Below are 25196 nucleotides of genomic sequence, written 5' to 3' on the forward strand. Positions count from 1 at the left end.
GGTGTGGTCGGGCGTGGGAGCGGGGAGCGGTCTGGCATCGGGCCGGGGTCTTCGGGCGTGGGGCAGGCTGCGGTCGGGCGCGGGCTTGCTGTGCTCGGGCGTGGGATCGGAGCGGTCGCGCGTGGGAGCGGTGTGCTCGGGCGTGGGATCGGTGCGGTCGCGCGCGGGAGCGGTGCGCTCGGGCGTGGCGGCCGGGGCGGTCGGGCGTGGGGGCCGGTGCGCCCGGGTGTGGGACTGGTGCGGTCGGGCGTGGGGCCGGTGGGGTTCGGCGTGGCCACCGGTGCGGTCGGGAGCGGGCCGGTGTGCTCAGGCGTGGGATCGGCGGTTCGCGTTGATCTCCTCGTGGTGGTCCATCGCCCACTGGGCGAGTGCCATCACCAGCGGCACGAGGCTCCGGCCCAGTTCGGTCACCTCGTACTCGACGCGGGGCGGCACCTCGGCATACGCGGTGCGCGTGACCAGGCCGTCCTCGACGAGGTGTTTGAGCGTCAGCGTCAGCATCCGCTGCGAGATCCCGGCGGCGGCCTTTTCCAGCTCACCGAAGCGCAGTGGGCCGGACCGCAGTGTGCCGATCACCAGCAGGCTCCACTTGTCGCCGATCCTGTCCAGCACCTCGCGGACCGCCCCGCCGTCCCGGATCCGCGAAGGCTCTCCTGTCGCGTCTGTGACCTTCGCCATAGCCGGACCCCCTTTCCTGGACACATACATCGCTGTGCCTTTTGTGGCCGCCCCGTTGCGCACAGACCATCAGGCTACGCACAAGAAGTAAGGATCGGGGAATACGGTGAATATCGCATTGTGGATCGCCCAGGTAGTGCTCGCCGTGGTCTACCTCGCCGCGGGCGGGCTCAAGATCGTGCGGCCGCGCGAACGGCTGGTGGAAACGGGAAAGCTCGACTGGATGAAGGACACCTCCGACGCCGGCGTGAAAGCGGTCGGCGTCGTGGAGGTCCTCGGCGCGCTCGGGGTGGTCCTGCCCTGGCTGACCGGCATCGCCCCGATCCTCACCCCCATCGCCGCCGTCGGCCTCGTTGCGGTACAGATCGGGGCGCTCCGCGTCCACCTGACCCGCAACGAGCGCCAGCCGTTGCCCGCCAACGTTTTCCTGCTGGCGCTCGCCGCTTTCGTTGCCCTGGGGCGGTTTTAGAGGTGGCGCCTCATGCCTTCCAGCGGTAGCGGCTGCCGTCGGGTACGCAGGTGATCGTCGCGCCGTTGGTGGCGATGGTGCTGACGCCGAGGTTGCTCTTGCTGCAGAACTCCCCGGCGCGGTACCGGCCCGCGAGCGGGTCGTCGGCCGCGGACGTGTCCTCCTCGACCGGAGCCGGAGCCTCGGCGGTCGTCGTGGCTTTGGCCTTGGTCTTGGTCGTCGACGGTGCCGTCGTGGCGGGGGTGCTGACCGGGGCATCGAGGCCGAGCACGGTCTCAGCCGTGCTCCAGTTCGCCGCGATCGCCTGCTGGGCGGCGGTCAGGGTAATCCGGTGGCCGCAGACGGCGCGGTTGAGCGCGCTCTCCACGGCATCCTTCGCGGCGACGGCCTGGCCGGTGCCGGGTTCGGGCCACAGATTCCGGGAATCGGTGGGATTTCCGCCGAGTTCGAGCGGGATCAGGTGATCTTCCACGTAATCGGCGGCCTGAACGTCGGCATAACCGTAGGCGGCGATCTGCTGGACCTTCAGCTCATCCGTGTAGGCGGCGGAAGGCCGCACGGTATCGGCCCAGCCGGTCGCGCAGATCGTGCTGTCGAGGGTGCTCGCGGTGACGACGGGGTTGGTCGCGCCGGGCGTGCACGTCGTGTCGGGCAGCGGTTTTCCGTTGTCGTTGCCGGCGTGGCAGGTCTGGACCGGCGCCGTGCTCGTCGTCGTGGTCGGCGCGGCGGTGGTGGTGGTCGGAACCGCACTCGCGGCGGCGTTGGTGCTGGGCGGCGGTGAAGTGCTGCTCGTCGCGGCCAGCGTGATGAGGACAACCAGCCACACGACGGCGGTCAGCCCCACAGCCCGCACCGGGTGGCGGCGGGTGAGGACCCACCGCCGCACGGACGGGACGAATACCGCGACGATCGCGGCCAATACCGTGAAAAAGAAAAACAGCCCTGCGGCCATGATTGGACGTTTCTCCCCACTGGATCCGAAGGTGCCGATGAGCCCGGTTCCGGGAATCCGCCCAGACATCGGGGCCGGCCGCCATCGCGTTACCAGTAAGGGAATGTGACCACGAGCACGTAACGGGAAAGTGCTTTCCGGCGACTTTCTATCTTCCGACCGGAATCCGCAGGAGGTCGTTGCCGACGATGACCTCGCCGTCGAATCCCTGGCTCGCCTGCGCTTTCCAGGACGCGTCCGGGATCAGTTTGCTGCCGGGCGCCAGATGCGAGAGCACGAGGGTGCGCACGCCCGCGGGCTGGGCGATTTCGCGGCCGATGCGGGTGACGTCGGAGTGCGCGTTGCGGTGGTGTTGCAGCTGTTCGGGCGTGAGAGTGCCGGCTTGTTCCACGACGCGCAGGTCGATCGCCTCGTGCACGAGGACGTCGGCGCCACGGGCGAGGGTGACCATGTTCGGCGTGATGGTCGTGTCCCCGCCGAGGACCACGGAACCGTGCGCGGTGTCGAACCGGAACGCGAACGACGGGAACACCGGCGGGTGCCGCACGAGGATCGCGCTGACCGACACGTGGTCGTCGGCCATGACCGGGAACGGCTGCATCGGCGGGGCGAGATCCCCGGTCGCGCTCGCGCCGACGTCGGGGAGCGGGATCTCGTGCACGCGGTACAGCTCGCGGATGTCGGGCCACGCCTCGTCGCGCATGCGGAGGTTGACGTCGTAGGCGGTGGCCGCGAGGGAGTTCGCGAAGAAGTCCGCCAGCCCCGGCGTCGGATTCCCCGGTGAGACAACGGGAGTGGGCTGTCCGGACGACGGAGCGGGCAGGGCGCCCGCGGGCCCGGGGCCGTAGACGTCGACGGGGTGCGTCATCGGGTTCACGCCGCCGAACCGTAGCCACAGCAAGGTATACAGGTCGGCGAGGTGGTCCGAATGCAGGTGCGTGACGAAGATCCGGTCCAGCGTGCCGAGGTCCAGACCGGACTTCTGGAACTGGTCGAAAGCGCCGTGCCCCAGGTCGATCAGGTAGGTGCGGCCGTCGACGACGAGCGCGGTGGAAATACCCGTGCGGCCCGCCATCGGCACCGGGCCCGCGGCCGTGCCCAGCAACACGAGGTGCGCCCCCGTGCCGGGGATGGCCGCCGCACCGGCCCCGACGACGGGGACGGCGGCGGCGGACTTGAGGACGTGGCGACGGGAGACAGGCATGGTGTGCTCCTCGAAGTGTCGGCGGGTCTCGGACAACCCGGGCTTCGTGGCTGAGGATTCCTTTGGCCATCAAGGAAGTTTCGTGCTCACTGCGCGCTCGGCAGAGCTGGCAGGCGAGCCGGAAGTCGCCCTACGCGGCCAATTCGTCGGCGCGTCGCACGAGCGTGGCCGCGCCCCCGGCGAGGGCGGCGACCTCCGTGCCGACGGCGGCGTCGGCCGGTTCAGCGGCGCGTCTTCGTTCATCAGCCGCACGGTCTCGTGCACGAGTTCCAGTACCGCGGCCACTTCGGTGAGCACGGTCGCGATGCGGTCGCGCCCGGCGATGGGCGGGCCGTGCGCGGGCAGCAGCAGTTCGCGCTCCTTCGCCGCCATCGCCCGTGTCGCGGCTTTCGGTGTCCGCCAGGAAGGCGCCGCTGCCCGCGCTGCTCGCGTCGAAGACCACGAGCCCGTCGTCCGTGCGGAAGGCCAGTGAGTGCGAGAAGGACTCGACCATCGCGACGTTCCCGGCCAGTTCGGACAGTTCCTGCGTGACGCGGTTGACCGGCTCGTCGCGGACCCCGGTGTCGATGATCCGCGCGGAGAGGTCGAGCAGTCCGGGCACGGGTTCCTCCAGTTCGCCGGTGACGACGCGACGATACCCACGAGTATCGGATACTCGCAAGTATCGGTATGGAGGCGCACCGGGCCCACTCGGTCCACTTCGGACAGTGTGCTAGCGGATCACTCCGTGCAGGGTGGCGGTGAACACCGCGACGACAGCGGCCTTGTCGACCCGATCCGGGTCCACGCCGTGTTCCAGCGAGAGCCCGAGGCGCAGCGACTGCAGGGTCAACGCGAGCTGCTCCGGGGGAACCGTGAGCTCCAGTCCGAGCCGGTCACACGCCTTGGCGATCCCGGCCGCGAGCTCCTCGCGCAAGCCCTGGCGGACCTCGGCGTAGACCTCGCGCACGGCCGGGTCGTGGCCTGCCTGCTGGGCGATCTCGACGAGCAAGCGGCTCCAGGTGTCCTGTTCGACGATGCCACGGGCGAAGACCTCGGCGACGTCCTCCAGCACCCGGTCCGGGCGCCTCTTGTTGCGGATTTCGACCGTGCCGACCGCGAACTGGGTGCGGACGTGCTCCTCGATCAGCTCGGCGAGCAGCGCCTGTTTGCCCGCGAAGTTGGAATACACCGCGCCCTTGGTGAACCCGGCGGCGTAAGCGATTTCGTCGAGCCGGGCGGCCTGGTAGCCGCGCTCGGCGAACACCTTCGCGGCCGCTTCGAGCAGCCGGCGGCGCACCTCGGCGCGCCGGACGCGGGGGACCGGGCCGGGCTCTCGGGGCGCAGCGCTCATGGCCCGAAGATACCCGGAGGTATCGGATACCGTGGATACTCGGGTGCGCCGGAAGCCGTCGAGGCAGCGGTGAGCCCGGTCCGCGACCCGCGCCCGGGATCGTGCACGAGGTCCGTCCACAGTGGACCACCAGGGGTGTTCAGGTAAGCTGACGCCTCGTTCACCTGGTGAACGTGCCCTGCCCGCTTTCGAGTATCCGGTGGAGGATTCCGTGACCAAGTCGACGCGGCCCTCGGACGGCGGGCGCGCGGACCGGGCGGAGGGGGCCGACATCCAGGCGGTGAGCCGGGTCAGCCAGATCCTGTCGCTGTTCGAGCCCGCCACCCCGGAGGTCACCGCAGGCGAGGTCGCCGAGCGGCTCGGGCTCAACCGCACCACGGCGTACCGGTACTGCACTTCGCTGGTCGCCGCCGGGATGCTCGAACGCAGCGGCGAGGGCGGCTACGTGCCCGGCGCGCTGTTGCTGCAGCTCGGCGCGTTCGCGATCGGGCACCGCCGCGTCATCAACCTCGCGCCGCGGCACATGCGCGCGCTGTCCCGCGGCACGCGCTGCAGCGTGGTGCTCAGCCTTTGGGGGCTGACGGGGCCGGTGGTGTCGCGGGTGGAGGAGAACCTCTCCGCGGTGGTCGTGGTGTCGGTCCGCGTCGGCAGCCATCTGCCGCTGGACACCGCGCAGAGCAAGGTTTTCCTGGCCTACCACGCCGACCAGCTGTCGATGGAACGGCTGGTGGCGAACCTGCCGGACCAGGCGCGGGAGGAGCTGCGGGCCGAGGTCGAGCGGGTCCGCGACGTCGGGCACTGCTCGGGGATGACCACGCCGGGCGTGGTCGCGGTGGCGGCCCCGGTCTTCGACGAGTACGGCATCTGCGCCACGATCGCGATCGTCGGGCCGGACAACACCCTCGCGATGTCCGACGACGCCCCCGAACTGCGGGTGGTCGTCGACACCGCGCGCGAGCTCACCCACGAGCTCGGCGGGCACTACCGGCCCGACGACCGCGCTTAGGACAGAGCGGGAATCGTGGTGTCGTCGGCCATGTCGACGTCCTTCGTCTCCGGCCCGAGGAAACCGCCGAGGCTGATCAGCGCGCCGGCGAGCGCGATGAGGACGGCCGGTGCCAGGTGCGCGGGCAGCACGCCGTCGAACTGCTGCAGGTAGAACTGGTAGAACGCGGGCGCGATGAGGGCGAGGCTGTACCCGACGCCGTACCCGGTCGAGCGGATGCTCGCAGGGAACCGCTCGGTCAGGTAGGCCGCGATCGGGCCGAACGTGCCCACGGTGAACAGGCCGATCAGCACCGCGAAGCCCAGCACGGTGCCGAGGCCGCCGTCGGAAATCATCAGCAGCGTGTAGGAACCGGCGCCGATCACGATCACCGAGAGCCCGTAGCCGATGTAGAACCGCCGCCGCCCGATGCGCTGGGACAGCATCCCGAACAGCGGGTACGAAAGCGCGGCGGCGGCGTTGATCACGAGCATGGTCAGCGTGACCTGTTTGCTCGACAGCAGCAGATGCGCCTTGAGCTGCACCGGCGTGACGGCCGCTTCCATGTTGGTCGCCAGCCACGTCCCGGTCATCAGCACGAACACCTGCGCGAGCGCCTTCGGGTAGCGCGCGATCAGCCGTACCAGCGGCAGTTTGTGCTTCTCGCCCGTCAGTTCGCGCGGAGGTTCGTGGACCTGCTTGAGGTAGTAGCGGAACAACACCGCCGACAGCAGCGCGCCGACCAGGAACGGCAGCCGCCACCCCCATTGCACGTACGCGCTGTGCAGGCCCGCCGCGGGCAGCATTTGCAGGAGCAGCAAGGTGATCGCGGCGATGACCGCGTACGCGGCCGGTGAGGTCGAAGTGATCAGCGAGGCGTAGAGGCCGCGTTTGTGCCGGGGGCTCCACTCCATCGCCAGCGGCACGGCTGTCGTGTATTCGCCGCCGAGGAAGATCCCGTCGACGAACCGCAGCGCGATCAGCAGGCCGACCGACCACATCCCGATCGTCTCGTGCCCCGGCAGGCACGCGGTCGCCAGCGTGATGATGCCGAACCCGCCGACCGCGACCAGCGTGGTCCGCTTGCGCCCCACCGTGTCCGCGAAGTGGCCGAAGATCACCGCGCCGAGGGGCCTGCCGATGAGCGTCGACGCGAACACCAGCGAGGACAGCAGCGCGGTGGTGCTCGCGCTGAGGTTCGCGGCCTGGAAGTAGACCGACGCCGGCGCGAGCACGACGATCGGCAGGTAGATGTCGAACTGGTCGACGAAGTAGGCCAGCGTGCCGCCGCGGACGGCGGCACGCACCTTGGCCTGGTCCGGGCCGTGGGCGCGCGGGGCCTGCGACAGCGGCTCGGCGGGGCGAGGAGTGGACATCGTCGTCCTCCGGGGTGGGGTTAAATTCGAACCTCGTGTTCACAAAGTGAACGTGAATACCTTAAACATGTGACGTGCGCCGCACAAGTGGGTTGATGGCGGGGCTGGCGCGTCTTATAGTGAACTAGAAATTCACATCGCGAACAAAGGTGCTCCATGAGCGAACGTCCAGCCCTGGCCGCCGTCTTGGACGGACTGGTCGACATGCACGTCCATTCCGGGCCCAGCCCGTTCCCCCGGCGGTTCGACCACGTCGAGGCCGCGCGCGACGGCGCCCGGATCGGCCTGCGCGCCATGGTGGCCAAATCCCACCACCACAACACCCAGATGGACGTGCTCGCCATGCGCGGCAGGCTCGCCGAGGTCGACGCGGACGTGTTCGGCGGCATCGCGCTCAACAGCACCGTCGGCGGGCTGAACGTGCACGCCGTGCGGATGTGCCTCCGCATGGGCGGCAAGGTCGTCTGGTTCCCGACCATCTCCTCCGGCAGGCACATCGACTGCCATCCCGAGGACGGCGCCTTCCCGACCACCACCGTGCCGCTGACGCTCGAGCGCATCGACATCGTCGACGAAACCGGGCAGCTCAAGCCCGAAGCGGGCGAGATCCTCGACGAGATCAAGGAGCAGGGCGCCGTCGTCAACGGCGGTCACATGTATCCCGAGTACATCCGCACGCTGTTCGAGGCCGCGAAAGAGCGCGGTATCAAGCGAATGGTGGTCAGCCATCCCGACTTCGTGATCGGCGCCGAGCCGGAGCTGTGCAAGGAGCTGACCGGGCTCGGGGCGTTCGTGGAGCACGAGGTCGGCATGTACGACCCCGAAGGCACGCAGAAGTGGGACCCGAAGAAACTGCTGACCTGGATCGAAAAGCTCGGCCCGGAGCACACCGTGCTGGCGTCGGACTTCGGCCAGAAGTCCAACCCGAAACCGGTGGACGCATGGCTGCGTGTGTCCGGAGCACTGCTCGACCTCGGACTGTCCGAAAAGGACCTGCGGCGCATGGTCCGGGACAACCCGAACTACCTGCTGAACCTGGACGCCTGAGCCGGAAGGACCTGCGGTGTACGGAAAAGACGATCCCCGTTCCTCGCTCGCGACGGCGACCGCGGCGCGGCCGGACAGTGGCGCGGCCATCGCGGCCCCACAGTACTTCGACCTGCGCGCCACCCCGGTGGTGCGCGGGCAGAACGTGCTGCTGATCCACACGGAAGCGAAAGCCGGTGACGACCTCGACAACGGGACGCTGCAAGGCGAACTCGCCACCATCGTCACCGGCGCGTCGCCGGAGTTCACGGTGCTCACCGCCGACGGGGCGACGCTGATCGACTCGCCGGGGCTCGTCGTGGTCCCGCCGGGCGCGTCCCGGATCAGCGTGCGCGGCGACGGGCCGCTCATCCGGCTCGTCGAAGCGGGCGAACCGCACTGGGGTGACAAGGCCGCGAACGCCGCCGACTACGCCGAAGACCACCCGCGAGTCGCGCTGCTGGAGAGGTGGCCGGAACCGGTGGGGGAGCAGGGTGTGCGGTTCTACCCGCTTTCGGAGGTGCCGGAGGACCCGCAGCGGTTCGGGCGTATCTTCCGCACCCGCTCGTTCATGGTGAACTTCCTGCCCGAGCAGCACGGCCCGCGTGACCCGCGCCGTCTCTCGCCGCATTCGCACGATGATTTCGAGCAGCTTTCCCTTGCCGTGCAAGGGGAGTACGTGCACCACATCCGCACGCCCTGGCTGCCCGACAGCACCGTGTGGCGCGAGGACGAGCACGTGCGGACCGGCAGCCCGTCGGTGACCGTCATCCCGCCGCCCACCGTGCACACCTCCGCGGCGAGCGATCCCGGGGTGAACCAGCTGATCGACATCTTCAGCCCGCCGCGCGCGGACTTCTCGGCGAAACCCGGGTGGGTCCTGAACGCCGACGACTACCCGATGCCGTGAGCGCGCCGCGACGCACGGGCGGCGGCCTGTTCGGCCCGGGCCGCGCCACGCCGCTGGGCACGTGGCTGAAGATCGCGTCCGCCGAGCCCGTCGAGATCATCGCCTACGCCGGGTTCGACTTCGTGGTGATCGACACCGAGCACGCGCCGCTGGACCTGCAGACGGTGTACCGGCTCATCAACTCGGCCCGCGCGCTGGGCATGGCGCCGCTGGTGCGTGTCCCGGACAAGACGGCGTCGATGATCCAAAAGCTCCTCGACGCGGGCGCGAAGGGGATTCTCGTGCCCCACGTGGACACCGTGGAGGAAGCGGCGGCGGTCGGGCAGGCGTGCCGGTTCCCGCCGCACGGGGTGCGCGGCGCGGGCGGGACGAGCCGCGCCGGCGCGTGGGGCCTGCTCCCGAACGCCGAGTACCTCGCTTCCGGCGACGACGTCCTGTGCATCCCGCAGCTGGAAAGCGCCGAGGCGATCAAGGCGGCGCCGGAGATCCTCGCACTGGACACAGTGGACGCCGTGTTCGTGGGGGCCGCGGATCTGTCGATGTCCCTGGGCACGACTCCGGGCTCGCCGGAGGTGCAGGAGCTGATCGCGTCGGCCATCGACGCCGCGCACGCGGCCGGGAAGAAATGCGGGCTCGCGTTCGGCGGCGTTCCGGAGCGGGCGGCCCAGGCCGTCCGGGAGGGCTGCGACTTCGTCCTGCTGAGCAACGACACCTCGATGCTGGCCGAAGCCGCGCGCGGGCTGGTCACCTCGTTCCGGAAGGAAAGCTGATGCGCAGGGCGGAAAAGGTCATCATCACGACGGCGATCACCGGCTCGGTCAACGTCCCTTCGCAGAGTCCGTACCTGCCGCTGACCGCCGGGGAAATCGCCGAGGCCGCGATCGAAGCCGTCGAGGCGGGCTCGGCCGTCGTGCACCTGCACGCGCGGCTTCCGGACGGGCGGCCCACCTTCGAACCGGAGGTGTTCGAGGAGATCGTCGGCCCGATCACCGCGAACTCCGACGCCGTCATCAACATCACCACCGGCGGCTCGTCGGCGATGACGATGGAGCAGCGCCTCGCGGCCGCCGTCCGGCTGCGGCCCGAACTGGCGTCGCTCAACATGGGCTCGATGAACTTCGTGTACTCGGGGATCGCCGACAAGATCACCGAATGGCGCCACGACTGGGAAAAGCCTTATGTGCTCAACACTTACGCGCATCCGTTCCTGAATACCTTCGAGTCCATCGAGCACACCCTGCGCGCGCTCGGCGAGGCCGGCACCCGGTTCGAGTACGAGTGCTACGACATCGGTCACCTGTATTCGCTGGCGCATTTCGTGGAGCGTGGCCTGGCGAAACCGCCGCTGATGATCCAAGGCGTGTTCGGCGTTCTCGGCGGAATCGGCGCGGATCATGCCAACCTGGAGCACATGGTGCGCATCGCGGACAAGCTTTTCGGCGACGACTACCTGTTCTCGGCGTTCGCCGGTGGGCGTGACCAGCTGCAGTTCGGCACCCACAGCGCGTGGCTCGGCGGCCACGTGCGGGTCGGGCTGGAGGACAGCCTGTGGATCGGCAAGGGACGGCTGGCCGAGAGCAACGCCCAGCAGGTCGAGAAGATCCGGGCCGTCGTCGAGGATCTGGGCAGGCCGATCGCCACGCCCGCCGACGCGCGGGCGATGCTTGCCTTGCGGGGCACCGAAACCGAGGAGAGCGCAGTCGCATGACCGGTTTGGCGGGCAAGGTCGTCGTGGTCGTCGGCGCGAGCGCGGGGATCGGCGCCGAAGCGTCCCGGGTGCTCGCCGCGGACAGGGCGTCGCTGATGCTCGTGGCCCGCACGAAGGAACCGCTCGCGGCGCTCACCGACGAGCTGACGTCGGCAGGCCACGACGTGGCGTTCACGACCGGCGACGTGGCCGACCCGGCGAGCGTCGCGGCCTTTGTCGACGCCACGGTCGCCCGGTTCGGCCGGCTCGACGGGGCGTTCAACAACGCCGCGATCGGCCAGGGCGGCCGTCTCGACCAGGTCTCCGAGGAGGACTTCGACCGCGTGATGGCGGTGAACGTCAAGGGGACCTGGTTGTGCCTGCGCGAGGAAGTGCGCGTGATGGAACGCCAGGGGTCTGGCTCGATCATCACCATGAGCAGCATCGGCGGGCTTCGTGGCAGCTCCGGGATGGGGGCTTACCAGGCCACGAAGCACGCGGTCATCGGCCTGACCCGCACCGCGGCGCACGACTTCGGCCCGCTCGGCATCCGGGTCAACGCGATCGCCCCGGGCCCCACCGAATCCCCGATGCTGGACGAACTGCGCCGCACGATCCCCGGCGGCGTCGAGGCGCGGATCGCCGCCACCCCACTGCGGAAGGCAGGGACGGGCGCGGAAATCGGTGCCACGGCGTCGTTCCTGCTGAGTGACCGCTCGAGTCACCTCAGCGGCGTGGTCCTCCCCGTCGACGGCGGTTTCCTCGCCTGAGCCGGCGGTTACGGGAAGCGGCCGGTGAACAAGAGCTCGGCGACGTGGCTGTCGGTGGTGCGCCCGTCCTCCTCGCCGCCGTGGCCGCGCAGCTCGTTCATCACCGCGAGGGTGTAGCGCTGGCCGGGGCCGGCCCAGCCGACGGTGTTCATCACCCAGCCGTTGTCCTCCGGGCCCCAGCCGTCCTTGTTGCCGGGGTTCGCGGCGGGGCCGGCGGCCCACACGCCCCACTGCTGGTCCGGGTCGACGTCGGACAGCTGGTCGACGATGTACTGGCGGGTGTCGGCCGGGAGCTTGCCGAGCACGTAGTTGACCAGGCGGTCGAGGTCGTCCGGGGTGCACTTCTGGAAGCCCCAGTACGGGAAGGTGCTGGTGTAGCCGCGCTGTGGGACGAGCGAGGTCATGCCGTACTCGCCGAAGTCGCGGTTGAACGCCATGTGGTCCGCTCCCGAGTACTTCGACCAGAGGGAGTCGGCGGCGTCGTCGTCCGAGCTGTGCAGCATCTTCTGGATCAGCGTCCGGTCACCGGAGGTGAGGCTGATCTTGCCGGCGCGGTCCCGGAGGAAGAGGTCCACGGTCATCGCGAGCTTGATCGTCGACTCGGTCCACATCGCGGTGCCCGTCGCGCCGGTCCGCCACGTCGCTCCGGTCTGGCGGTCGCGCACCACCACGCCCACGACGCCGGGCCGCCCCTTGAGGTAACTCTCGACGGCCGCGAACCGCTGCTGGAAGTCACAGTCGAACCCCGCGACCGGCGTCGCGCAGGCCGGCTCGGACCGGGCGGTTGTGCTCCCCACGGTGGTCGGGTCCGTGGTCGGCGCTGTCGTCACCTGCGAGGAGGGCGTGGTCGTGGTGGTCGTTGTCCCGCATGCCGTGATCGCGGACAGCATCGCGACCAGGATCGCTCCAGCGGCAGCCTGCCGATTCGGTCGCCTCATCCGTGGCAGGCTAACCGATGGCATCCGGCGACGCGCCGCCGAGCGTGGTGAGTACTGCCTCGGCGACCTGCTCCACGTCGTCGGGCGTCATCGGTGTCGACAACGCGAGTAGGCCGTTCGTCCCGGTGAGGACGCCGCGTTCGTAGAGTGCCCACCACAGTTTCGTCGTGTCCGGGGTGATGAGCCGAAGCAGCGAACCCGAGCCGTTGACCGGCACGCCGCCCTCGCGGAGCCGCTTCCGCAGTTCGTCGCCGCGGTGGTTGAGGTCGGCGATTTCCTTGGTGCCGAACAGGTTCAGCGCGGTGAGCCCGGCCGCCATGGTCACCGGGTTCGCGCTGAACGTGCCGCCCCACGACACCGGGCCGGGGGTGCGCGGGTCGAACGGGGACAGGACTTCCGCGCTCCCGCCGACCGCGCCGACCGGGAACCCACCGCCGATGATCTTGCCTACGGACACGAGGTCCGGCCGGATGCCGTAGCGCTGGTGCAGCCCGCCTTCGTGCAGGCGGAACGTGATGACCTCGTCCACGGCCAGCAGCGCGCCGTATTTCCTGGTGAGGTCCCGGAGTTCGGCCACATACGCCGGATCGGCGGGGGTGAGGCCGGCGCGGTTGGGCATGAGGTCGATAAGGACCGCGGCGACGCGTTCGCCGTGGGCGCGCAACGTTTTCCGCACCGCTTCGAGGTCGTTCTGCGGCAGCACGAGGACGGATTCCGAGACGACGCCGGGCGCCTCCGGCGACACGACCGCGTCGCCGGTGCCGTGATAGCTGCCGTCGAACCGCACGATGAGGTCACGCCCGGTGCGCGCGCGGGCGGCGCGCAACAGCATGAGCACCGCTTCGGAGCCGGAGTTGCAGAACCGCCACTGCTCGATGCCGGTCCGCTCGCGCAGGTGCTCGGCGAGGGCGACCTCGGACCGTGTCGGCAGGCCGAAAGCGGTGCCGGACCGGGCCGCTTCCGTTGCCGCGTCGAGGATTTCCGGATGGGCGTGGCCGTGGATCAACGAGGTGTAGTTGTTGTTGCAGTCGATCACCCGGTGTCCGGTGTGGTCGGTGACGATCGCGCCCTCACCCCGGACCGCGTAGGGCGGGTTGGGTGGCACGAACAACGTGGTCCGGGTGTTCCCGCCCGGCAGCACGCGCCGGGCCCGGTCGGGCAGAGTCACGACGCGCTCCTCGCTGTTTCCGCGACACTGGTCTCCCGGAGGCTGCCGCCCTGGGTTTCCCTGGTGAGCAAGGCCGTCACGAGCACCAGCGCGAGCGCGGCGCAGACGTAGGCGACCACGGGCACGGTCGAGTCCGAGATCCCGAGCAGCGCCACCGCGATCGTCGGCGCGAGGCTGCCGCCGACGATCCCCGAGAGCTGGTACCCGAGCGAGGCGCCGCTGTAGCGGTGCCGGGCGTCGAAGAGCTCACAGATCCACGACGCCTGCACGCCGTACATCGCGGAGTGGAAGAACAGGCCACCGAGCACGGCGAGCACGATCAGCCCGGTGCTTTTCGTGTCCACGAGCGGGAAGAACACGAACATCCACGCGATCGCCCCGGCCGCCCCGAAAATGGTCACGCCCTTGCGGCCGTACCGGTCGCTCAGCGCCGCGAACGCGGGGTAGGTGAACAACTGCATGCCCGCGCCGATCAGCGTGGCGAGCAGCCCGACGCCGCGGGGGAGGCCCAGCGTCGTCGTGACGTAGGTGAGCAGGAACGTGACGAGCAGGTAGTAGACGATGTCGGCGCCGGCGCGGATGCCGATCACGCGCAGCACGTCCCATGGCTGCGTCTTCAGCAGCGTCAGTAACGGCGCCCGGCTGTCCCCGGCCTCCTCCTTCAGCTCGGTGAACACCGGGGATTCGCCCACCCTGCGCCGGATGTAGACGCCGATCAGGACGACCACGACGGACACCAGGAACGGCACCCGCCAGCCCCAGTGCACGAACGCGTCGCGGGACAGCGTGCCGGACATCAGGTACAGCAGGGCGGTGCTCAGCAGCGTGCCGATGGGCACGCCCACCTGGACGAAGCTGGTGAGGTACCCGCGGCGTGCCGACGGCGCGCGTTCGGCGATCATCAGCGCGCCGCCCGCCCATTCACCGCCCAGCGCGAAGCCCTGCGCCAGCCGGACGAGGATCAGCAGAATCGGCGCCGCTACGCCGATGACCGCGTAGCTCGGGATCAGTCCTATCGCGACAGTCGAGCCGCCCATCAGCGAGACGGTGAACAGCAGGATCTTCTTGCGCCCGAAGCGATCTCCGTAATGCCCGGCGAGAATCCCGCCGACCGGGCGGGCGAGGAAGCCGATCGCGAAGGTCAGGAACGAGAGCAGGGTGCCGGTCAGCGGGTCGAACGAGGGGAAGAAGACCTCGTTGAACACCAGTGCCGCGGCGGAGCCGTAGAGGAAGAAGTCGTACCACTCAAGGGAGGTTCCGACGAGACTGCCGAGGATGGCGCGCCCGATGGGCGCCGGGGCTGGTTCGGACATGGCTTACCTCCAGGGCTGGCTACGCGGTGCGCGCGTAGATCCGGGCGGCCGTCTCGCTGTCGAGGTAGCCACGGTCGATGTCTTGGGCGATCTCTTCGGCGGCGCGTTCGGACACGGGGCCGTACCCGCCGCCGCCCGGGGTGCGCAGGCACACGATGTCCCCGGCGCGCAGCGAAACGTTCTCGCCCTTGCTGATCATCGGCAGCGTCACGCGCTCACCACCGATTTCGAACCAAGGTGACGAGGTCTCGCCTGGCGCCCCGCCGGCCCGGCCGACCGGCGCGGTCTTGGCCTGGTCGCCGAGCAGGCTCGCCTGGCCCTCGGCGGCGGTGAACTCGAACTCGAAATGCACCCCGAACCCGCCGCGCTGCCTGCCGTGCCCCGCCGAGCCGTCGCGCAGCGAGTACTGCCGGAACCGCAAGGGATAGCGCTGTTCCAGTGTTTCGATGGACTGCACGCGGCCGATGCTCATCAGCGAACAGCCGTTGGACAGCCCGTCGCCGCCGGGGTGGCCGCCGTAGCCGCCGCCGAGGAACACGTAGAGCACGAACGGTGTGCCGTCCTCGTGCACGCCCCCGATCGAGAGGTTGTTGACGGTGGCCGAGGAGCCCGCGGGCACGCGGTCGGGTGCGGCTTCGGCGAGCGCGCCCATGACCGCGGTGATGATGCGCTGGCTGGTTTCGGCCGCGCAGCCCGCGACCGGGCGCGGCGGTTTGGCGTTGAGGAACACGGTTTCCGGGATGACGAACGTGATCGGCTCGAAGATGCCGGAGTTGATCGGGATGTCCGGGAACAGGTGCTTGACCGCCACGATGCTGCTCGACACCGTCGCCGCGTACACGGAGTTCATCGGGCCCTGGCAGGGCGCGGAGGAGCCGCTGAAGTCGATGGTCAGCTCGTCACCGGCCACGGTGACGAGGGCGTCGACGCGCAGCATCTCGTCGGTGATGCCGTCGTTGTCCATCTCCTCGGTGAAGTGGTAGGTGCCGTCGGGGATTTCCGCGATGTGCGAACGCATCTGCCGCGCCGACCGCTCGCGCAGGGACTCGATCACCGCCGTCACCAGCTCGGGGCCGTACTCGTCGAGCAGTTCGGTGAGCCGGGATTCGCCCGCGCGCAACGCCGTCGCCTGCGCGTCGATGTCGCCGAGCACGTCCTCGGGCAGCCGGGAGTTGGTCTGCAGGATGGCCACGATGTCGGCGTTCAGCTCGTCGCCCGCGAACAGTTTCACCGGCGGCAGGCGCAGGCCCTCCTGGTAGCAGTCGGTGGCTCCCGCGCCGAACCCGCCCGGCACGCGGCCGCCGAGATCGGGCCAGTGCCCGGTGTTCGCGAGGTAGGCGAACAGTTCGCCGCGGTAGAAGAACGGGCGCACCATCTTGGTGTCCATGATGTGGGTGCCGCCCGCGAACGGGTCGTTGACGAGGAAAGTGTCGCCGGGGGAGGCGTCGCGGGCCTGGGCGATCACGCTCGCGACGGTGTACTGCATGGTGCCGACGAAGATCGGCAGCCCGCGCGTGCCCTGCACGATCATGCTGCCGTCGGTGGCGGAGTAGATGCCGTCGGCGCGGTCCCAGGCATCGGAGATCACCGGGGAGAAGGCCATTCGTTCGAAGACGGTGTCCATCTCGTCGGCGATCTGTTCGAGCCTGCCGCGGATGACGGCGATGGACAACGGGTCGAGCTCGGTCATGAGGCCACCTTGACGATGAGGCTGCCGTTCTCGTGAACGGCCGCGGACGTGGCGGGGGGAAGGACGATCGTGGTGTCGCTCTGTTCCACGATCAGCGGGCCCCGCAGGGTTTCGCCGGAGCGCAGGGATTCCCGGCGCAGCACGGGAACGGTGTGCGTGCCGTCGCTGAACACGACGGTCCGTTCGCCCGCGGGCGCGCGTTCGGCCGAGACGGCGGTGACCTGCTTGACGGGCTTGCGTTTGCCGGTCACCACGGTGCGCAGGCTGATCAGCCGGATCGCGCCGGAAGGGTTGCGACCGTTGTAGATCGCGAGGTATTCGCGGGAGAACTCCTCGGCCAGCCGCGCCGAAGTCCACCCGTCGCGCTCGGAGCCCAGCGGCACGCGGATCGAGTAAAGCTGTTTGCTGAAGCTCATTTCGGCGATGTGCTCCACGACGACGTCCGGCCCGGTGAACCCGTCCGACTCCAGCGTCTTGCGCCCGAGTTCGGCCTGGTCGGCGAGGATCCGTTCGACGACGGCGGGGGTGCATTCGCCGACATCGGTGCCGACGGCGGTGACGTAGTCGTACTTCACGTCCGCGATCAGGCAGCCGTACGCGGACAGCGCGCCGGGATGCGGGGGCACCAGCACGGTGGTGGCACCGACCGCGCGCGCCAGCTCGGCGACGTGCATCGGCCCGGCGCCACCGAACCCGACCAGCGCGAACTCGCGCGGGTCGTGTCCTTTGTCGACACTCACCATGCGGATGGCGTTGGCCATCTTTTCGTTGGCGAACCGGATGATGGCGAGCGCGGCCGCGGTCACGTCGAGGCCGAGCGGTCCGGCGACGTGCGCCCGGATCGCCTCGACCGCGGCCTCCCGGTCGAGGCGGAATCCGTCCTGGGTGCCCAGGCGCTGGTCGGCGGAGATCCGGCCGAGCACGATGTTCGCGTCGGTGACGGTGGGCCGCGTGCCGCCCCGCCCGTAGCAGGCCGGGCCGGGGTCCGAGCCCGCGCTTTCCGGGCCCACCTGGAGGATCCCGGCGCGGTCGACGGAGGCGAGCGAGCCGCCGCCCGCGCCGATCGTGGTGATGTCGATCATCGGGACCTTGATCGGCACGCCGTAGTCGAGCGCGCTTTCCGCGGTCACCGCCGGACGGCCGCCGGGGATCAGGGCGACGTCGAAGCTCGTGCCGCCCATGTCGCAGGAGATGACGTCGGGAAGGCCCGCCGCCGCACCGAATGCAGCGGCGGCCACGGTTCCGGCCGCCGGACCGGACAAGAGCGTGCGCACGGCGAGCTCGCCGCCGCGGCGGGCCGGGATGAGCCCGCCGCTGGACTGCATCACCTGGACGTCCTTGGCGAATCCCTGTTCCCCCAGGCGTTCCTGGACCGCGCCGAGGTAGCGGGACATCGGCGCGCGGACGAACGCGTTGGCCGCCGTGGTCGCCGCCCGCTCGAACTCGCCCGGCTCGGGGCAGACCTCGAACGACGCGGTCACCTCGACGCCCGGAAGCAGGCGCCGCAGCTCGTGCGCCAGGGATCGTTCGTGATCGGCGTTGGCGTGGCTGCTGATCAGGCAGATCGCGACACTCTCCACTTCGGACTCGCGCAGCTTCGCGGCCACGGCCTCCACGGTGGCGGGGGAGAGGGGTTCGACGACATTCCCTTGCGCGTCAACACGTTCGTCCACCTCGAAGGACAGGCTGCGTGGCACGAGAGGCCGGTAAGTGCCCGTCAGGCCGTAGGTGGTGGGGCGGTCACGGCGGCGCAGTTCGAGCACGTCGCGGAAACCGCGCGTGGTGACCAGGGCTGTCCGCGATCCCTTGCGCTCCAGCACGGCGTTGGTGGCGACGGTCGTGCCGTGCACCACCGCGTCGAGCTCCGCGAGCGGGACCTCGAACTGCCGGAGCCCCGTGAGCAGCCCGTCCGCCTGAGCGCCGGGGGTGGAAAAGACTTTGGCCAGGCGGAGTTCCCCGCTCACCGCGTGGTAGAGCAGGACGTCGGTGAAGGTGCCGCCGACGTCGATTCCGGCAATGATCTCCATGACTGGGCTGAACCTCGGGTCTTCCTCGGCCGGTCAGCGCCGGCCGGACAGCAGTTCGGTCATCTTCTGGGCCGCTTCGGCGAGCGGTTCGATCCAGTGCTCGGCGCGGAACCGGCTGGTGGGGCCCGCGACGCTGAGCGCGGCCACGTACTGGCCGCTCGCGTCGGCCACGCCGTTGGCGATGCCGGTGATTCCTTCCGCGTATTCCTCGTCGTTCAGGGCGTAGCCGCGGCGGCGGATCTCCGGGAACATCGCCCGCAGCCCGGTTTTGGTGCGGACGCTGTGCACCGTGACGCGGGGCAGTGCTTCCGCCGGGTACAGGCTGTCCACCTGCTCGTCGCTCATGTGCGCGAGCAGGAACTTCCCGGACGCGCAGCTGATCAGCGGCATCCGCGTGCCGACGCCGATCTCGGCCCGCAGCACGTGTTTCGTCTCGAACCGCTGGATCATGATCGCGTCCCGGTTGCGGAGCACCGCGAGGGACACGGCCTCGCCGGACAGATCCGCGAGCGCCCGCATCGGCGTGATCAGGTCCCCGCCGAACCGCGCCGCGTCCGGTACCGCCGAACCGACCTCGAAGGCGGTCAGCCCGAGGCGGTAGCGGCTGTCCGGCGTCCGCTCGGCGAACTCCTGCTCCAGCAGGGTCGCGAGGAGCAGGTGTGCCGTGCTCTTCCCGATGTCCAGCGCTCGCGCGACCTCGCTGATGCCCAGGCCGTCCGGGTGGTCGGCGAGCAACCGCAGCACGCGCAACGCGGTGGCGACGGTGCTGGAGGTCCGCGATGTGTTTGACATATACGAACGCCTTTCGTAAGATGCAAACACACGGTAAGAACCCCACGCGACGCCGTCAAGGCCTCGCGTGTTTCGTTCGTGTAAGCGCCTCATACTGAGCGGGATGCAGAACACCGACCGGCGCCGCGTATGCGCGTCATAGCCCGCGATGGGGCGCACGAGATCGAGATCCGCCGTTCCCGGTTCGTGTGCACGGTGGCCCGCGTCGGCGATGTCGACGCGGCAGCCGCCGTGATCGCGCGCGTCCGGAAGGCCGGGCCGGACGCCCGTCACCACTGCACCGCGTTGCGGATCGGCGATTCCGGCGGGTTGACCGCGCGCAGCAACGACGACGGCGAACCCGCGGGCACGGCTGGCGTCCCGATGCTGGAAGTCCTGGCCCGTCGCGAGCTGACCGACGTGGTCGCCGTCGTCTCACGGTGGTTCGGCGGCATCAAACTCGGCGCGGGCGGACTGGCCCGCGCGTATTCCGGTGTGCTGTCGGAAACCCTGGACAAGGTGGGGGAACTGCGGCGGGTCCGGCACCGGGAACTGCTCGTCGCCGCCCCGCACGACCGCGCGGGCCGGCTTGAGCACGATCTGCGCAACTCGCCGTATTCGTTGCGGCAGCAGGATTACGGCGCCGACGTGACGTTCACGGTCGCCGTCCCGGAAACCGCCGTCGGCGATTTCGAGACCTGGCTGGCGGAAATTTCCGGCGGCTCCCTCGAAGCGATCGACGCGGGCGCGCGGGATTTGTATTTACCGTGACCACAGGGCCGCGCGGGCGCTAATTAGCCAGCGGCCATTGTGGACACTACTTCGCCGGCGGGCGCGCGACCTCGTCCCCGGTCCGTTCCGCCGCGGTGGTGGCGTGTTCGGGGAGCTGGCGGGAGTAGCGGCGGATCCGGCTTTGCACGTCGTAGGGCACGATGGTCGCGGCCGCGTGTTCGAGCTGGCTGATGCCTTTCGCGATCCGGTCGGCGGTGCGGTCGTGGAGCAGCCGGCCCAGCAACGGCGCGTAGGTGCGCCGGGGGAGCAGCACGGTCACGCCGGTGCCGCGCTCCTTCGTCGCGTCGGCCACGAGTTTCTGCGCCGCGCGGGTGAGGCGCCGGTCGGGGCAGTCCACGATCAGGAGCGGCAGGCCGATCCCGAGCTGCTCCCAGCGTTGCCGCAGCCGCTCCGCGTGCAGCCGGTCGACCATGAAATGCACGGCTGTCTGCTCGGAACCCTTGAAGTTGCGGGCATAGCGGACCGCTTCCATGACCGCGAGGTCGGCGGTGTTGACGAGGACGAAGACCTTGTGCCGCGCGTAGTTCGTCGTCGGTTTCGGGTTTTCCCTGGCGCGTTCCAGGATCGCCTCCTCGAGGCGGTACTCGCGGTTGAGCCGGATGAGCGCCAGCACCAGCAAGGGGAACACCACGACGATCAGCCACGCGCCTTCGGTGAACTTGGCGACGGCGAAGATGACCACCACGACGGTGGCCAGTATGCCGGCGCTGAGGTTGATCGCGAGCCGGCGCCGCCAGCCCGGTTCCTTGCGCCGCAGGTGATGCCGGGTCATGCCGAACCCGGCGATCGCGAACCCGGTGAACACGCCGATCGCGTAGAAGGGCACCAGCCCGTTGACCGAACCCCGGGTCACCAGCAGCAGCGCGATGGACAACGCCGCCAACACCAGGATCCCGTTTGAGAACACCAGCCGGTGCCCGCGCCGGGTCAGCTGCCGGGGCAGGAACCGGTCCTCGGCCACGAAGCTGGCCAGGAACGGGAAGCCGTTGAAACTGGTATTCGCGCCGGTGTAGAGGATGAGCGCCGAAGCGGCCTGCAGCGCCGCGTACAGGGCGGTGCCGAGCGGGCCGTGTCCGAACACCAGCCGGGCCTCCTGTGACAGCACCGAGGGGTAGCCGTTCTCGTACGGCGTGGCGTGCGTGATGAAGGCGAGGAACGAGACTCCGGCGACGAGGAACCCGAGGACCGAGGCCATCGTCGTCAGCACGCGCCGGGCGTTGCGGCCCTGGGGTTTGCGGAAGGCGCTCACGGTGTTGGAGATCGCCTCGACCCCGGTCAGCGACGAGCCGCCGTTGGCGAAGGCACGCAACACGACGAGCACGGTCGCGCCCATGACGAGCCCGTTGCCCTGATGCACTTCGACGGCGCCGGGCAGGTGCGCCGGATCGTAGCGCGACAGCGTGCCGGTGAGCGCGCGGACGACGCCGACCACGATCATCAGCGACACCATGCCCGCGAAGAAATAGGTGGGCACGGCGAAGGGGCGCCCGGCCTCCCGCAGGCCGCGCAGGTTGGCGTAACACAGCAGGGAGACCACGCCGATGGTGATTTCCAGGCTGTAGGGGCCCAGCGCGGGGAGGGCGGAGACCACCGCGACCGTCCCCGCGGCGGTTTGCACGGCGACGGTGACGACGTAGTCGATCAGCAGCGCCGCCGCGGCCACCTGCGCGACCTTCGGCCCGAAGTTTTCCCGCGCGACGACGTACGAGCCGCCGGCGCGGGTGTAGGCGATGACGACCTGCCGGTAGGACGCGGTGACCAGGATCAGGATGAACAGGATGATCCCGGTGATCGGGATGACCAACGTGAAGGCCGCCAATCCCGCATAGGGCAGCAATTCGAGCAAAATCTCCTCGGTCCCGTAGGCCGACGAGGAAATCGCGTCCGGCGAAAGCACTCCCAGCGCGACCGGGTTCGACAACCGCTCGGCGTGCAGTCTGCTGGTGATCAGCGGGCGCCCGAGGAGAACGCGCTTGAGCAGGTAACCGAGCGACTCCTCCGGCAGCGCCGGGGCCGGGACGTGATCGTGCTGTCGTGCCATGCCCCTATTGCACGGTCGCCGGGGCGTCATGACCCGGCGGCCGGGCGTCAATTTTTCGTCAATTTAGTGGGAGGACAGCGGTTCCGGGCATCAAGGACATCCACAGTAGACGGTGCGGAGGTCTGGTCACGACGGCTGGCGTGCCGGGACTCGGAGCGTTCCACGTCCCAAAACGCCGGCCGCAGGCAAAAGCAGCCGTGAAGTTCGGTGCTTGGGCGCGGGCGGGTGCGGACCAGGGAGGCGCGGCAGGGGCTTTGGTCCTTGCGTGAGAGGGCCACTGCCCGTCGTGTCCGCGTGGTTCCGGCCGGGACGCTGACGGGGTCTGCCTACCGAAGGGTGTGCCCATGTCCGGAGTCACCGAGGCGCCACCGGAGACGAGCCCCGATCCTACCGAGCGGATCGAGCTGCTGCTGCGGGATCTGCGCGGTTCCCCGTCCGGGCTGACGGAGCGGGAGGCCGCGCGGCGGCTCGTCGCGACGGGGCCGAACGAGCTGCACCGCCGGGGCGGGCGGACGTGGCCGGGGCAGCTGATGCGGCAGTTCACCCACCCGCTGGCGTTGCTCCTGTGGGCGGCGGCGGGACTGGCGTGGGCGGTGGGCATCGAGCAGGTGGCCATCGCGATCGTCGTGGTGATCGTGATCAACGCGCTCTTCGCGTTCGTGCAGGAGCGGCATGCCGAGCGTGCCGTGGAGGCGCTGGCTGCGTTCCTGCCGGTGCGCGCGAAAGTGGTGCGGGACGGGCAGGTCCGGGAGATCGAGGCCACGACGCTGGTGCCGGGGGACGTGCTGGTCATCGAAGAAGGCGACCGGATCTCGGCGGACGCGCGGCTCATCGACGGCGTGGTGGAGGTGGATCTTTCCGCGCTGACGGGGGAATCGGTGCCGGTGTCGAGGTCCGCGGAACTGCTGGACACGCACGTGCCGCTGGAGCAGGCGTGTGAGCTGGTGTTCAGCGGGACCACGTGCACCGGGGGGCAGGCCCGCGCGATCGTGTTCGCCACCGGGATGCGCACGGAGCTGGGGCGGATCGCGGCGCTGTCGGAACGGGTGGAACGCGACGAAAGCCCGCTGGAGCACCAGGTCCGGCGGGTCGCCTGGCTGATCGCGCTGATCTCGGTGGTGCTCGGGGTGGCGTTCATCCCGATCGCGACCTTCGGTGCCGGCCTGTCGTTTCTCAACGGCGTGGTCTTCGCGGTGGGACTGCTGGTCGGCAACGTGCCGGAGGGGCTGCTGCCGGTCATCACGCTCGCGCTGGCGATCGGCGTCCGCGGGCTCGCGCGGCGGGGCGCGGTGGTCAAACGGCTCAGTTCGGTGGAAACGCTCGGCTGCACGGACGTCATCTGCACGGACAAGACGGGCACGCTGACCGAAAACCGCATGCGTGTCACCGAAGTGACCGGGCAAGGCCCGCGGGAGAGACTGGCCGGCGCGATGGCCCGCTGCACCAACGCACGGGGCGCGGGCATCGGGGATCCGATGGAGATCGCCTTGCTCGACGCGGCGGCCGGGATGGGCGTGGAGCTCACGCCGGGGGAGCGGGAAGCCGCGCGGTTGCGGCAGTTCCCCTTCGACCCGGCGCGCAAGCGGATGTCCACTGTGGACCAGGTCGGTGCTGTGCTGCGGTTGGCGGTCAAGGGAGCACCGGAGTCGGTGATCCCGTTGTGCACCAGCGAATTCGGCGGTGGGCCGATGTCGCCGGAGCGGCGCCGGGAGCTCGCCGCGGCCGTCGATGCCCAGGCGCGCCGGGGATTGCGTGTGCTGGCTGTCGCGGACCGGTCGCTGCCGGAGCCGCCCGCCGGCCGGGACGACGCCGAACGGGACCTGACCCTGCTGGGGCTGGTCGGGTTGGTCGATCCGCCGCGGAAGGAGGTCGCGCGGGCGGTGGCCGACTGCCGCGCGGCCGGGATCCGCGTCATCGTGATCACCGGCGACCACGGGCTGACGGCCGCGGCCATCGCCCACCAGGTCGGTATCGCGGGCGACACACCGAGAGTGGTCACGGGCGAAGAGCTCGGCGCGATGAGCGAAGCCGAGCTGGACACGCTGCTCACCTCCGGCGCCGAACTCATCTTCGCGCGCTCGTCTCCCGAAGCGAAGCTGCGCATCGCCGACGCGCTGCGCGCGACCGGTCACGTCGTGGCGATGACCGGGGACGGCGTGAACGACGCGCCGGCCCTGCGCCGCGCGGACATCGGCGTGGCGATGGGGCGGTCCGGCACCGACGTGGCGCGCGAGGCGTCGACCATGGTGCTCACCGACGACAACTTCGCCACGATCACCGCGGCGGTGGAGGCCGGGCGGCGGGTGTACGACAACATCCGCAAGTTCATCTTCTACATCTTCGCCCACGCCACCCCGGAGGTCGTGCCGTTCCTGGTGTTCGCGCTCTCCGGCGGTGCGGTGCCACTCCCTCTGACCGTGTTACTCCTGCTGTCCTTCGACGTGGGTACCGAAACAGTGCCCGCGCTGGCGCTGGGCCGCGAACCGGCCGAACCGGGGCTGATGCGCAAACCACCGCGCAGGCGGGGAGAGCCGGTGATCCGGGGCGGGATGCTGATCCGCGCGTGGCTGTTCCTCGGTGTGCTCTGCGCGGCGCTGGAAATGCTCGGCTTCTTCTACGTCCTGACCCGGGCCGGCTGGCATCCGGGCGCGGATGTCGGCCCCGGGAGTCCCTTGCACCACGCGTATCTCCAGGCGACCACGATGACGTTCCTCGGGATGGTCGCGGGTCAGGTCGGCACCGCGTTCGCCGCGCGGACCGAGCGGGCGTCGCTGCGTTCCATCGGGGTCTGGTCGAATCCCCTGCTGCTGTGGGGGATCGTGTTCGAGCTGGCGCTGGCGGCCGCGATCATCTACGTCCCGTTCCTGCAGGACCTGCTGGGCACGGCCGCGCTGACCCCGGACATGCTGGCACTCGTGCTGCCGTTCCCGTTCATCGTGTGGGGCGCCGACGAGCTGCGCCGCTGGTTCGTCCGGTGGCGGGCAAGAAGTCCTCGAACGTGGGGACGCTCGGCCACTGACCTCGCGCGCTCGCGCTCCTAGCGTTCCCGGTAGCCGAAGCGGAGGA

General features: G+C 69.9%; 22 protein-coding genes. 9 read left to right on the plus strand and 13 right to left on the minus strand.

The genetic code is table 11. From position 1 onward, the window contains the following. Positions 1 to 306: 306 nt before the first annotated feature. Positions 307 to 678, minus strand: a complete 372-nt coding sequence (locus FPZ12_RS17685; protein WP_144748529.1) for a winged helix-turn-helix transcriptional regulator — start codon at positions 676 to 678, stop codon at positions 307 to 309. 106 nt (positions 679 to 784) lie between these two features. Here FPZ12_RS17685 and FPZ12_RS17690 point away from each other — a divergent pair, with 106 nt between their 5' ends. Then, on the plus strand, positions 785 to 1147 hold the full coding sequence (locus tag FPZ12_RS17690) for a DoxX family protein (protein ID WP_144748530.1): 363 nt from the start codon (positions 785 to 787) through the stop codon (positions 1145 to 1147). 10 nt (positions 1148 to 1157) lie between these two features. Here the strand turns inward: FPZ12_RS17690 and FPZ12_RS17695 are convergent, their stop codons facing one another. From FPZ12_RS17695 to FPZ12_RS17710, 4 genes are all read right to left on the minus strand, one after another. After that, the gene (locus FPZ12_RS17695) at positions 1158 to 2099 is read right to left on the minus strand and encodes a hypothetical protein (RefSeq protein ID WP_150980384.1); all 942 of its coding nucleotides are present in this window, start codon (positions 2097 to 2099) and stop codon (positions 1158 to 1160) included. 148 nt (positions 2100 to 2247) lie between these two features. Further along, a complete protein-coding gene (locus FPZ12_RS17700; protein ID WP_144748532.1) occupies positions 2248 to 3303 on the minus strand; it encodes an MBL fold metallo-hydrolase in 1056 nt (351 codons plus the stop codon). A 130-nt stretch (positions 3304 to 3433) separates the two neighbouring features. Continuing rightward, positions 3434 to 3904, minus strand: coding sequence for a hypothetical protein (locus FPZ12_RS17705; RefSeq protein WP_208025889.1), 471 nt, complete (start codon positions 3902 to 3904; stop codon positions 3434 to 3436). 111 nt (positions 3905 to 4015) lie between these two features. Next, the gene (locus tag FPZ12_RS17710) at positions 4016 to 4636 is read right to left on the minus strand and encodes a TetR/AcrR family transcriptional regulator (protein WP_144748533.1); all 621 of its coding nucleotides are present in this window, start codon (positions 4634 to 4636) and stop codon (positions 4016 to 4018) included. A 211-nt stretch (positions 4637 to 4847) separates the two neighbouring features. Here FPZ12_RS17710 and FPZ12_RS17715 point away from each other — a divergent pair, with 211 nt between their 5' ends. After that, positions 4848 to 5642 (plus strand): IclR family transcriptional regulator, encoded by a 795-nt coding sequence (locus tag FPZ12_RS17715; RefSeq protein ID WP_144748534.1) that lies wholly within the window; start codon positions 4848 to 4850, stop codon positions 5640 to 5642. Here the strand turns inward: FPZ12_RS17715 and FPZ12_RS17720 are convergent. Beyond that, a complete protein-coding gene (locus FPZ12_RS17720; RefSeq protein ID WP_144748535.1) occupies positions 5639 to 6997 on the minus strand; it encodes an MFS transporter in 1359 nt (452 codons plus the stop codon). The two genes, FPZ12_RS17715 and FPZ12_RS17720, sit on opposite strands and share 4 nt — an antisense overlap. A gap of 156 nt (positions 6998 to 7153) precedes the next feature. Between FPZ12_RS17720 and FPZ12_RS17725 the strand changes: the two genes are divergently transcribed. Genes FPZ12_RS17725 through FPZ12_RS17745 form a run of 5 tightly spaced genes read left to right on the plus strand, consistent with a single transcriptional unit; the run spans position 7154 to position 11390 of the window. Next, positions 7154 to 8044 (plus strand): DUF6282 family protein, encoded by an 891-nt coding sequence (locus FPZ12_RS17725; RefSeq protein ID WP_144748536.1) that lies wholly within the window; start codon positions 7154 to 7156, stop codon positions 8042 to 8044. A 16-nt stretch (positions 8045 to 8060) separates the two neighbouring features. Further along, complete coding sequence (locus tag FPZ12_RS17730; RefSeq protein WP_144748537.1) at positions 8061 to 8933, plus strand: cupin domain-containing protein; 873 nt, start codon at positions 8061 to 8063, stop codon at positions 8931 to 8933. Continuing rightward, a complete protein-coding gene (locus FPZ12_RS17735; RefSeq protein ID WP_144748538.1) occupies positions 8930 to 9703 on the plus strand; it encodes an HpcH/HpaI aldolase family protein in 774 nt (257 codons plus the stop codon). The genes FPZ12_RS17730 and FPZ12_RS17735 overlap by 4 nt, the downstream gene beginning before the upstream one ends. Then, positions 9703 to 10641 carry a 3,5-dioxohexanoate:acetyl-CoA acetone transferase gene (kce, locus tag FPZ12_RS17740; RefSeq protein ID WP_144748539.1) on the plus strand — a complete coding sequence of 313 codons (939 nt, stop codon included), beginning with the start codon at positions 9703 to 9705 and terminating at the stop codon, positions 10639 to 10641. The genes FPZ12_RS17735 and kce overlap by 1 nt, the downstream gene beginning before the upstream one ends. Continuing rightward, positions 10638 to 11390 carry an SDR family NAD(P)-dependent oxidoreductase gene (locus FPZ12_RS17745; protein WP_144748540.1) on the plus strand — a complete coding sequence of 251 codons (753 nt, stop codon included), beginning with the start codon at positions 10638 to 10640 and terminating at the stop codon, positions 11388 to 11390. The genes kce and FPZ12_RS17745 overlap by 4 nt, the downstream gene beginning before the upstream one ends. An 8-nt stretch (positions 11391 to 11398) precedes the next feature. Here FPZ12_RS17745 and FPZ12_RS17750 read toward each other — a convergent pair whose 3' ends face one another. The 6 genes from FPZ12_RS17750 to FPZ12_RS17775 are packed head-to-tail and all read right to left on the minus strand — an operon-like array spanning position 11399 to position 19318. Next, positions 11399 to 12328 (minus strand): serine hydrolase, encoded by a 930-nt coding sequence (locus FPZ12_RS17750; RefSeq protein WP_243769895.1) that lies wholly within the window; start codon positions 12326 to 12328, stop codon positions 11399 to 11401. Between the two features lie 10 nt (positions 12329 to 12338). Next, complete coding sequence (locus tag FPZ12_RS17755) at positions 12339 to 13496, minus strand: aspartate aminotransferase family protein (RefSeq protein WP_144748541.1); 1158 nt, start codon at positions 13494 to 13496, stop codon at positions 12339 to 12341. Then, a complete protein-coding gene (locus FPZ12_RS17760) occupies positions 13493 to 14809 on the minus strand; it encodes an MFS transporter (RefSeq protein WP_144748542.1) in 1317 nt (438 codons plus the stop codon). The genes FPZ12_RS17755 and FPZ12_RS17760 overlap by 4 nt, the downstream gene beginning before the upstream one ends. Positions 14810 to 14828: 19 nt before the next feature. Continuing rightward, positions 14829 to 16499 (minus strand): hydantoinase B/oxoprolinase family protein, encoded by a 1671-nt coding sequence (locus tag FPZ12_RS17765; RefSeq protein WP_144748543.1) that lies wholly within the window; start codon positions 16497 to 16499, stop codon positions 14829 to 14831. After that, entirely contained in the window at positions 16496 to 18526 is a 2031-nt protein-coding gene (locus FPZ12_RS17770) for a hydantoinase/oxoprolinase family protein (RefSeq protein WP_144748544.1), read from the minus strand. Before FPZ12_RS17770 ends, FPZ12_RS17765 begins: the two co-directional genes overlap by 4 nt. Before the next feature lie 33 nt (positions 18527 to 18559). After that, positions 18560 to 19318 (minus strand): IclR family transcriptional regulator, encoded by a 759-nt coding sequence (locus FPZ12_RS17775; RefSeq protein ID WP_144748545.1) that lies wholly within the window; start codon positions 19316 to 19318, stop codon positions 18560 to 18562. Positions 19319 to 19447: 129 nt separating this feature from the next. On the opposite strand from FPZ12_RS17775, the gene FPZ12_RS17780 reads away from it, so the two are divergent. Then, positions 19448 to 20068, plus strand: coding sequence for an IMPACT family protein (locus tag FPZ12_RS17780; protein ID WP_144748546.1), 621 nt, complete (start codon positions 19448 to 19450; stop codon positions 20066 to 20068). Between the two features lie 46 nt (positions 20069 to 20114). Here FPZ12_RS17780 and FPZ12_RS17785 read toward each other — a convergent pair whose 3' ends face one another. Beyond that, the gene (locus tag FPZ12_RS17785) at positions 20115 to 22130 is read right to left on the minus strand and encodes an APC family permease (protein ID WP_144748547.1); all 2016 of its coding nucleotides are present in this window, start codon (positions 22128 to 22130) and stop codon (positions 20115 to 20117) included. Positions 22131 to 22474: 344 nt separating this feature from the next. Here FPZ12_RS17785 and FPZ12_RS17790 point away from each other — a divergent pair, with 344 nt between their 5' ends. Next, a complete protein-coding gene (locus tag FPZ12_RS17790) occupies positions 22475 to 25171 on the plus strand; it encodes a cation-translocating P-type ATPase (protein WP_144748548.1) in 2697 nt (898 codons plus the stop codon). Positions 25172 to 25196 lie beyond the last annotated feature (25 nt).

This window comes from Amycolatopsis acidicola (assembly GCF_007713735.2).
GTDB classification, from domain to species: domain Bacteria; phylum Actinomycetota; class Actinomycetes; order Mycobacteriales; family Pseudonocardiaceae; genus Amycolatopsis_E; species Amycolatopsis_E acidicola.

What these genes read in the sequence shown, in the direction of transcription:
- FPZ12_RS17765 (WP_144748543.1), bottom strand. Translation starts at nt 16,499, where the DNA reads ATGACCGAGCTCGACCCGTTGTCCATCGCCGTCATCCGCGGCAGGCTC.
- FPZ12_RS17700 (WP_144748532.1), bottom strand. Translation starts at nt 3,303, where the DNA reads ATGCCTGTCTCCCGTCGCCACGTCCTCAAGTCCGCCGCCGCCGTCCCC.
- FPZ12_RS17790 (WP_144748548.1), top strand. Translation starts at nt 22,475, where the DNA reads ATGTCCGGAGTCACCGAGGCGCCACCGGAGACGAGCCCCGATCCTACC.
- FPZ12_RS17770 (WP_144748544.1), bottom strand. Translation starts at nt 18,526, where the DNA reads ATGGAGATCATTGCCGGAATCGACGTCGGCGGCACCTTCACCGACGTC.
- FPZ12_RS17750 (WP_243769895.1), bottom strand. Translation starts at nt 12,328, where the DNA reads ATGAGGCGACCGAATCGGCAGGCTGCCGCTGGAGCGATCCTGGTCGCG.
- FPZ12_RS17775 (WP_144748545.1), bottom strand. Translation starts at nt 19,318, where the DNA reads ATGTCAAACACATCGCGGACCTCCAGCACCGTCGCCACCGCGTTGCGC.
- FPZ12_RS17785 (WP_144748547.1), bottom strand. Translation starts at nt 22,130, where the DNA reads ATGGCACGACAGCACGATCACGTCCCGGCCCCGGCGCTGCCGGAGGAG.
- FPZ12_RS17725 (WP_144748536.1), top strand. Translation starts at nt 7,154, where the DNA reads ATGAGCGAACGTCCAGCCCTGGCCGCCGTCTTGGACGGACTGGTCGAC.
- FPZ12_RS17760 (WP_144748542.1), bottom strand. Translation starts at nt 14,809, where the DNA reads ATGTCCGAACCAGCCCCGGCGCCCATCGGGCGCGCCATCCTCGGCAGT.
- FPZ12_RS17780 (WP_144748546.1), top strand. Translation starts at nt 19,448, where the DNA reads ATGCGCGTCATAGCCCGCGATGGGGCGCACGAGATCGAGATCCGCCGT.
- FPZ12_RS17685 (WP_144748529.1), bottom strand. Translation starts at nt 678, where the DNA reads ATGGCGAAGGTCACAGACGCGACAGGAGAGCCTTCGCGGATCCGGGAC.
- FPZ12_RS17720 (WP_144748535.1), bottom strand. Translation starts at nt 6,997, where the DNA reads ATGTCCACTCCTCGCCCCGCCGAGCCGCTGTCGCAGGCCCCGCGCGCC.
- kce (WP_144748539.1), top strand. Translation starts at nt 9,703, where the DNA reads ATGCGCAGGGCGGAAAAGGTCATCATCACGACGGCGATCACCGGCTCG.
- FPZ12_RS17745 (WP_144748540.1), top strand. Translation starts at nt 10,638, where the DNA reads ATGACCGGTTTGGCGGGCAAGGTCGTCGTGGTCGTCGGCGCGAGCGCG.
- FPZ12_RS17695 (WP_150980384.1), bottom strand. Translation starts at nt 2,099, where the DNA reads ATGGCCGCAGGGCTGTTTTTCTTTTTCACGGTATTGGCCGCGATCGTC.
- FPZ12_RS17710 (WP_144748533.1), bottom strand. Translation starts at nt 4,636, where the DNA reads ATGAGCGCTGCGCCCCGAGAGCCCGGCCCGGTCCCCCGCGTCCGGCGC.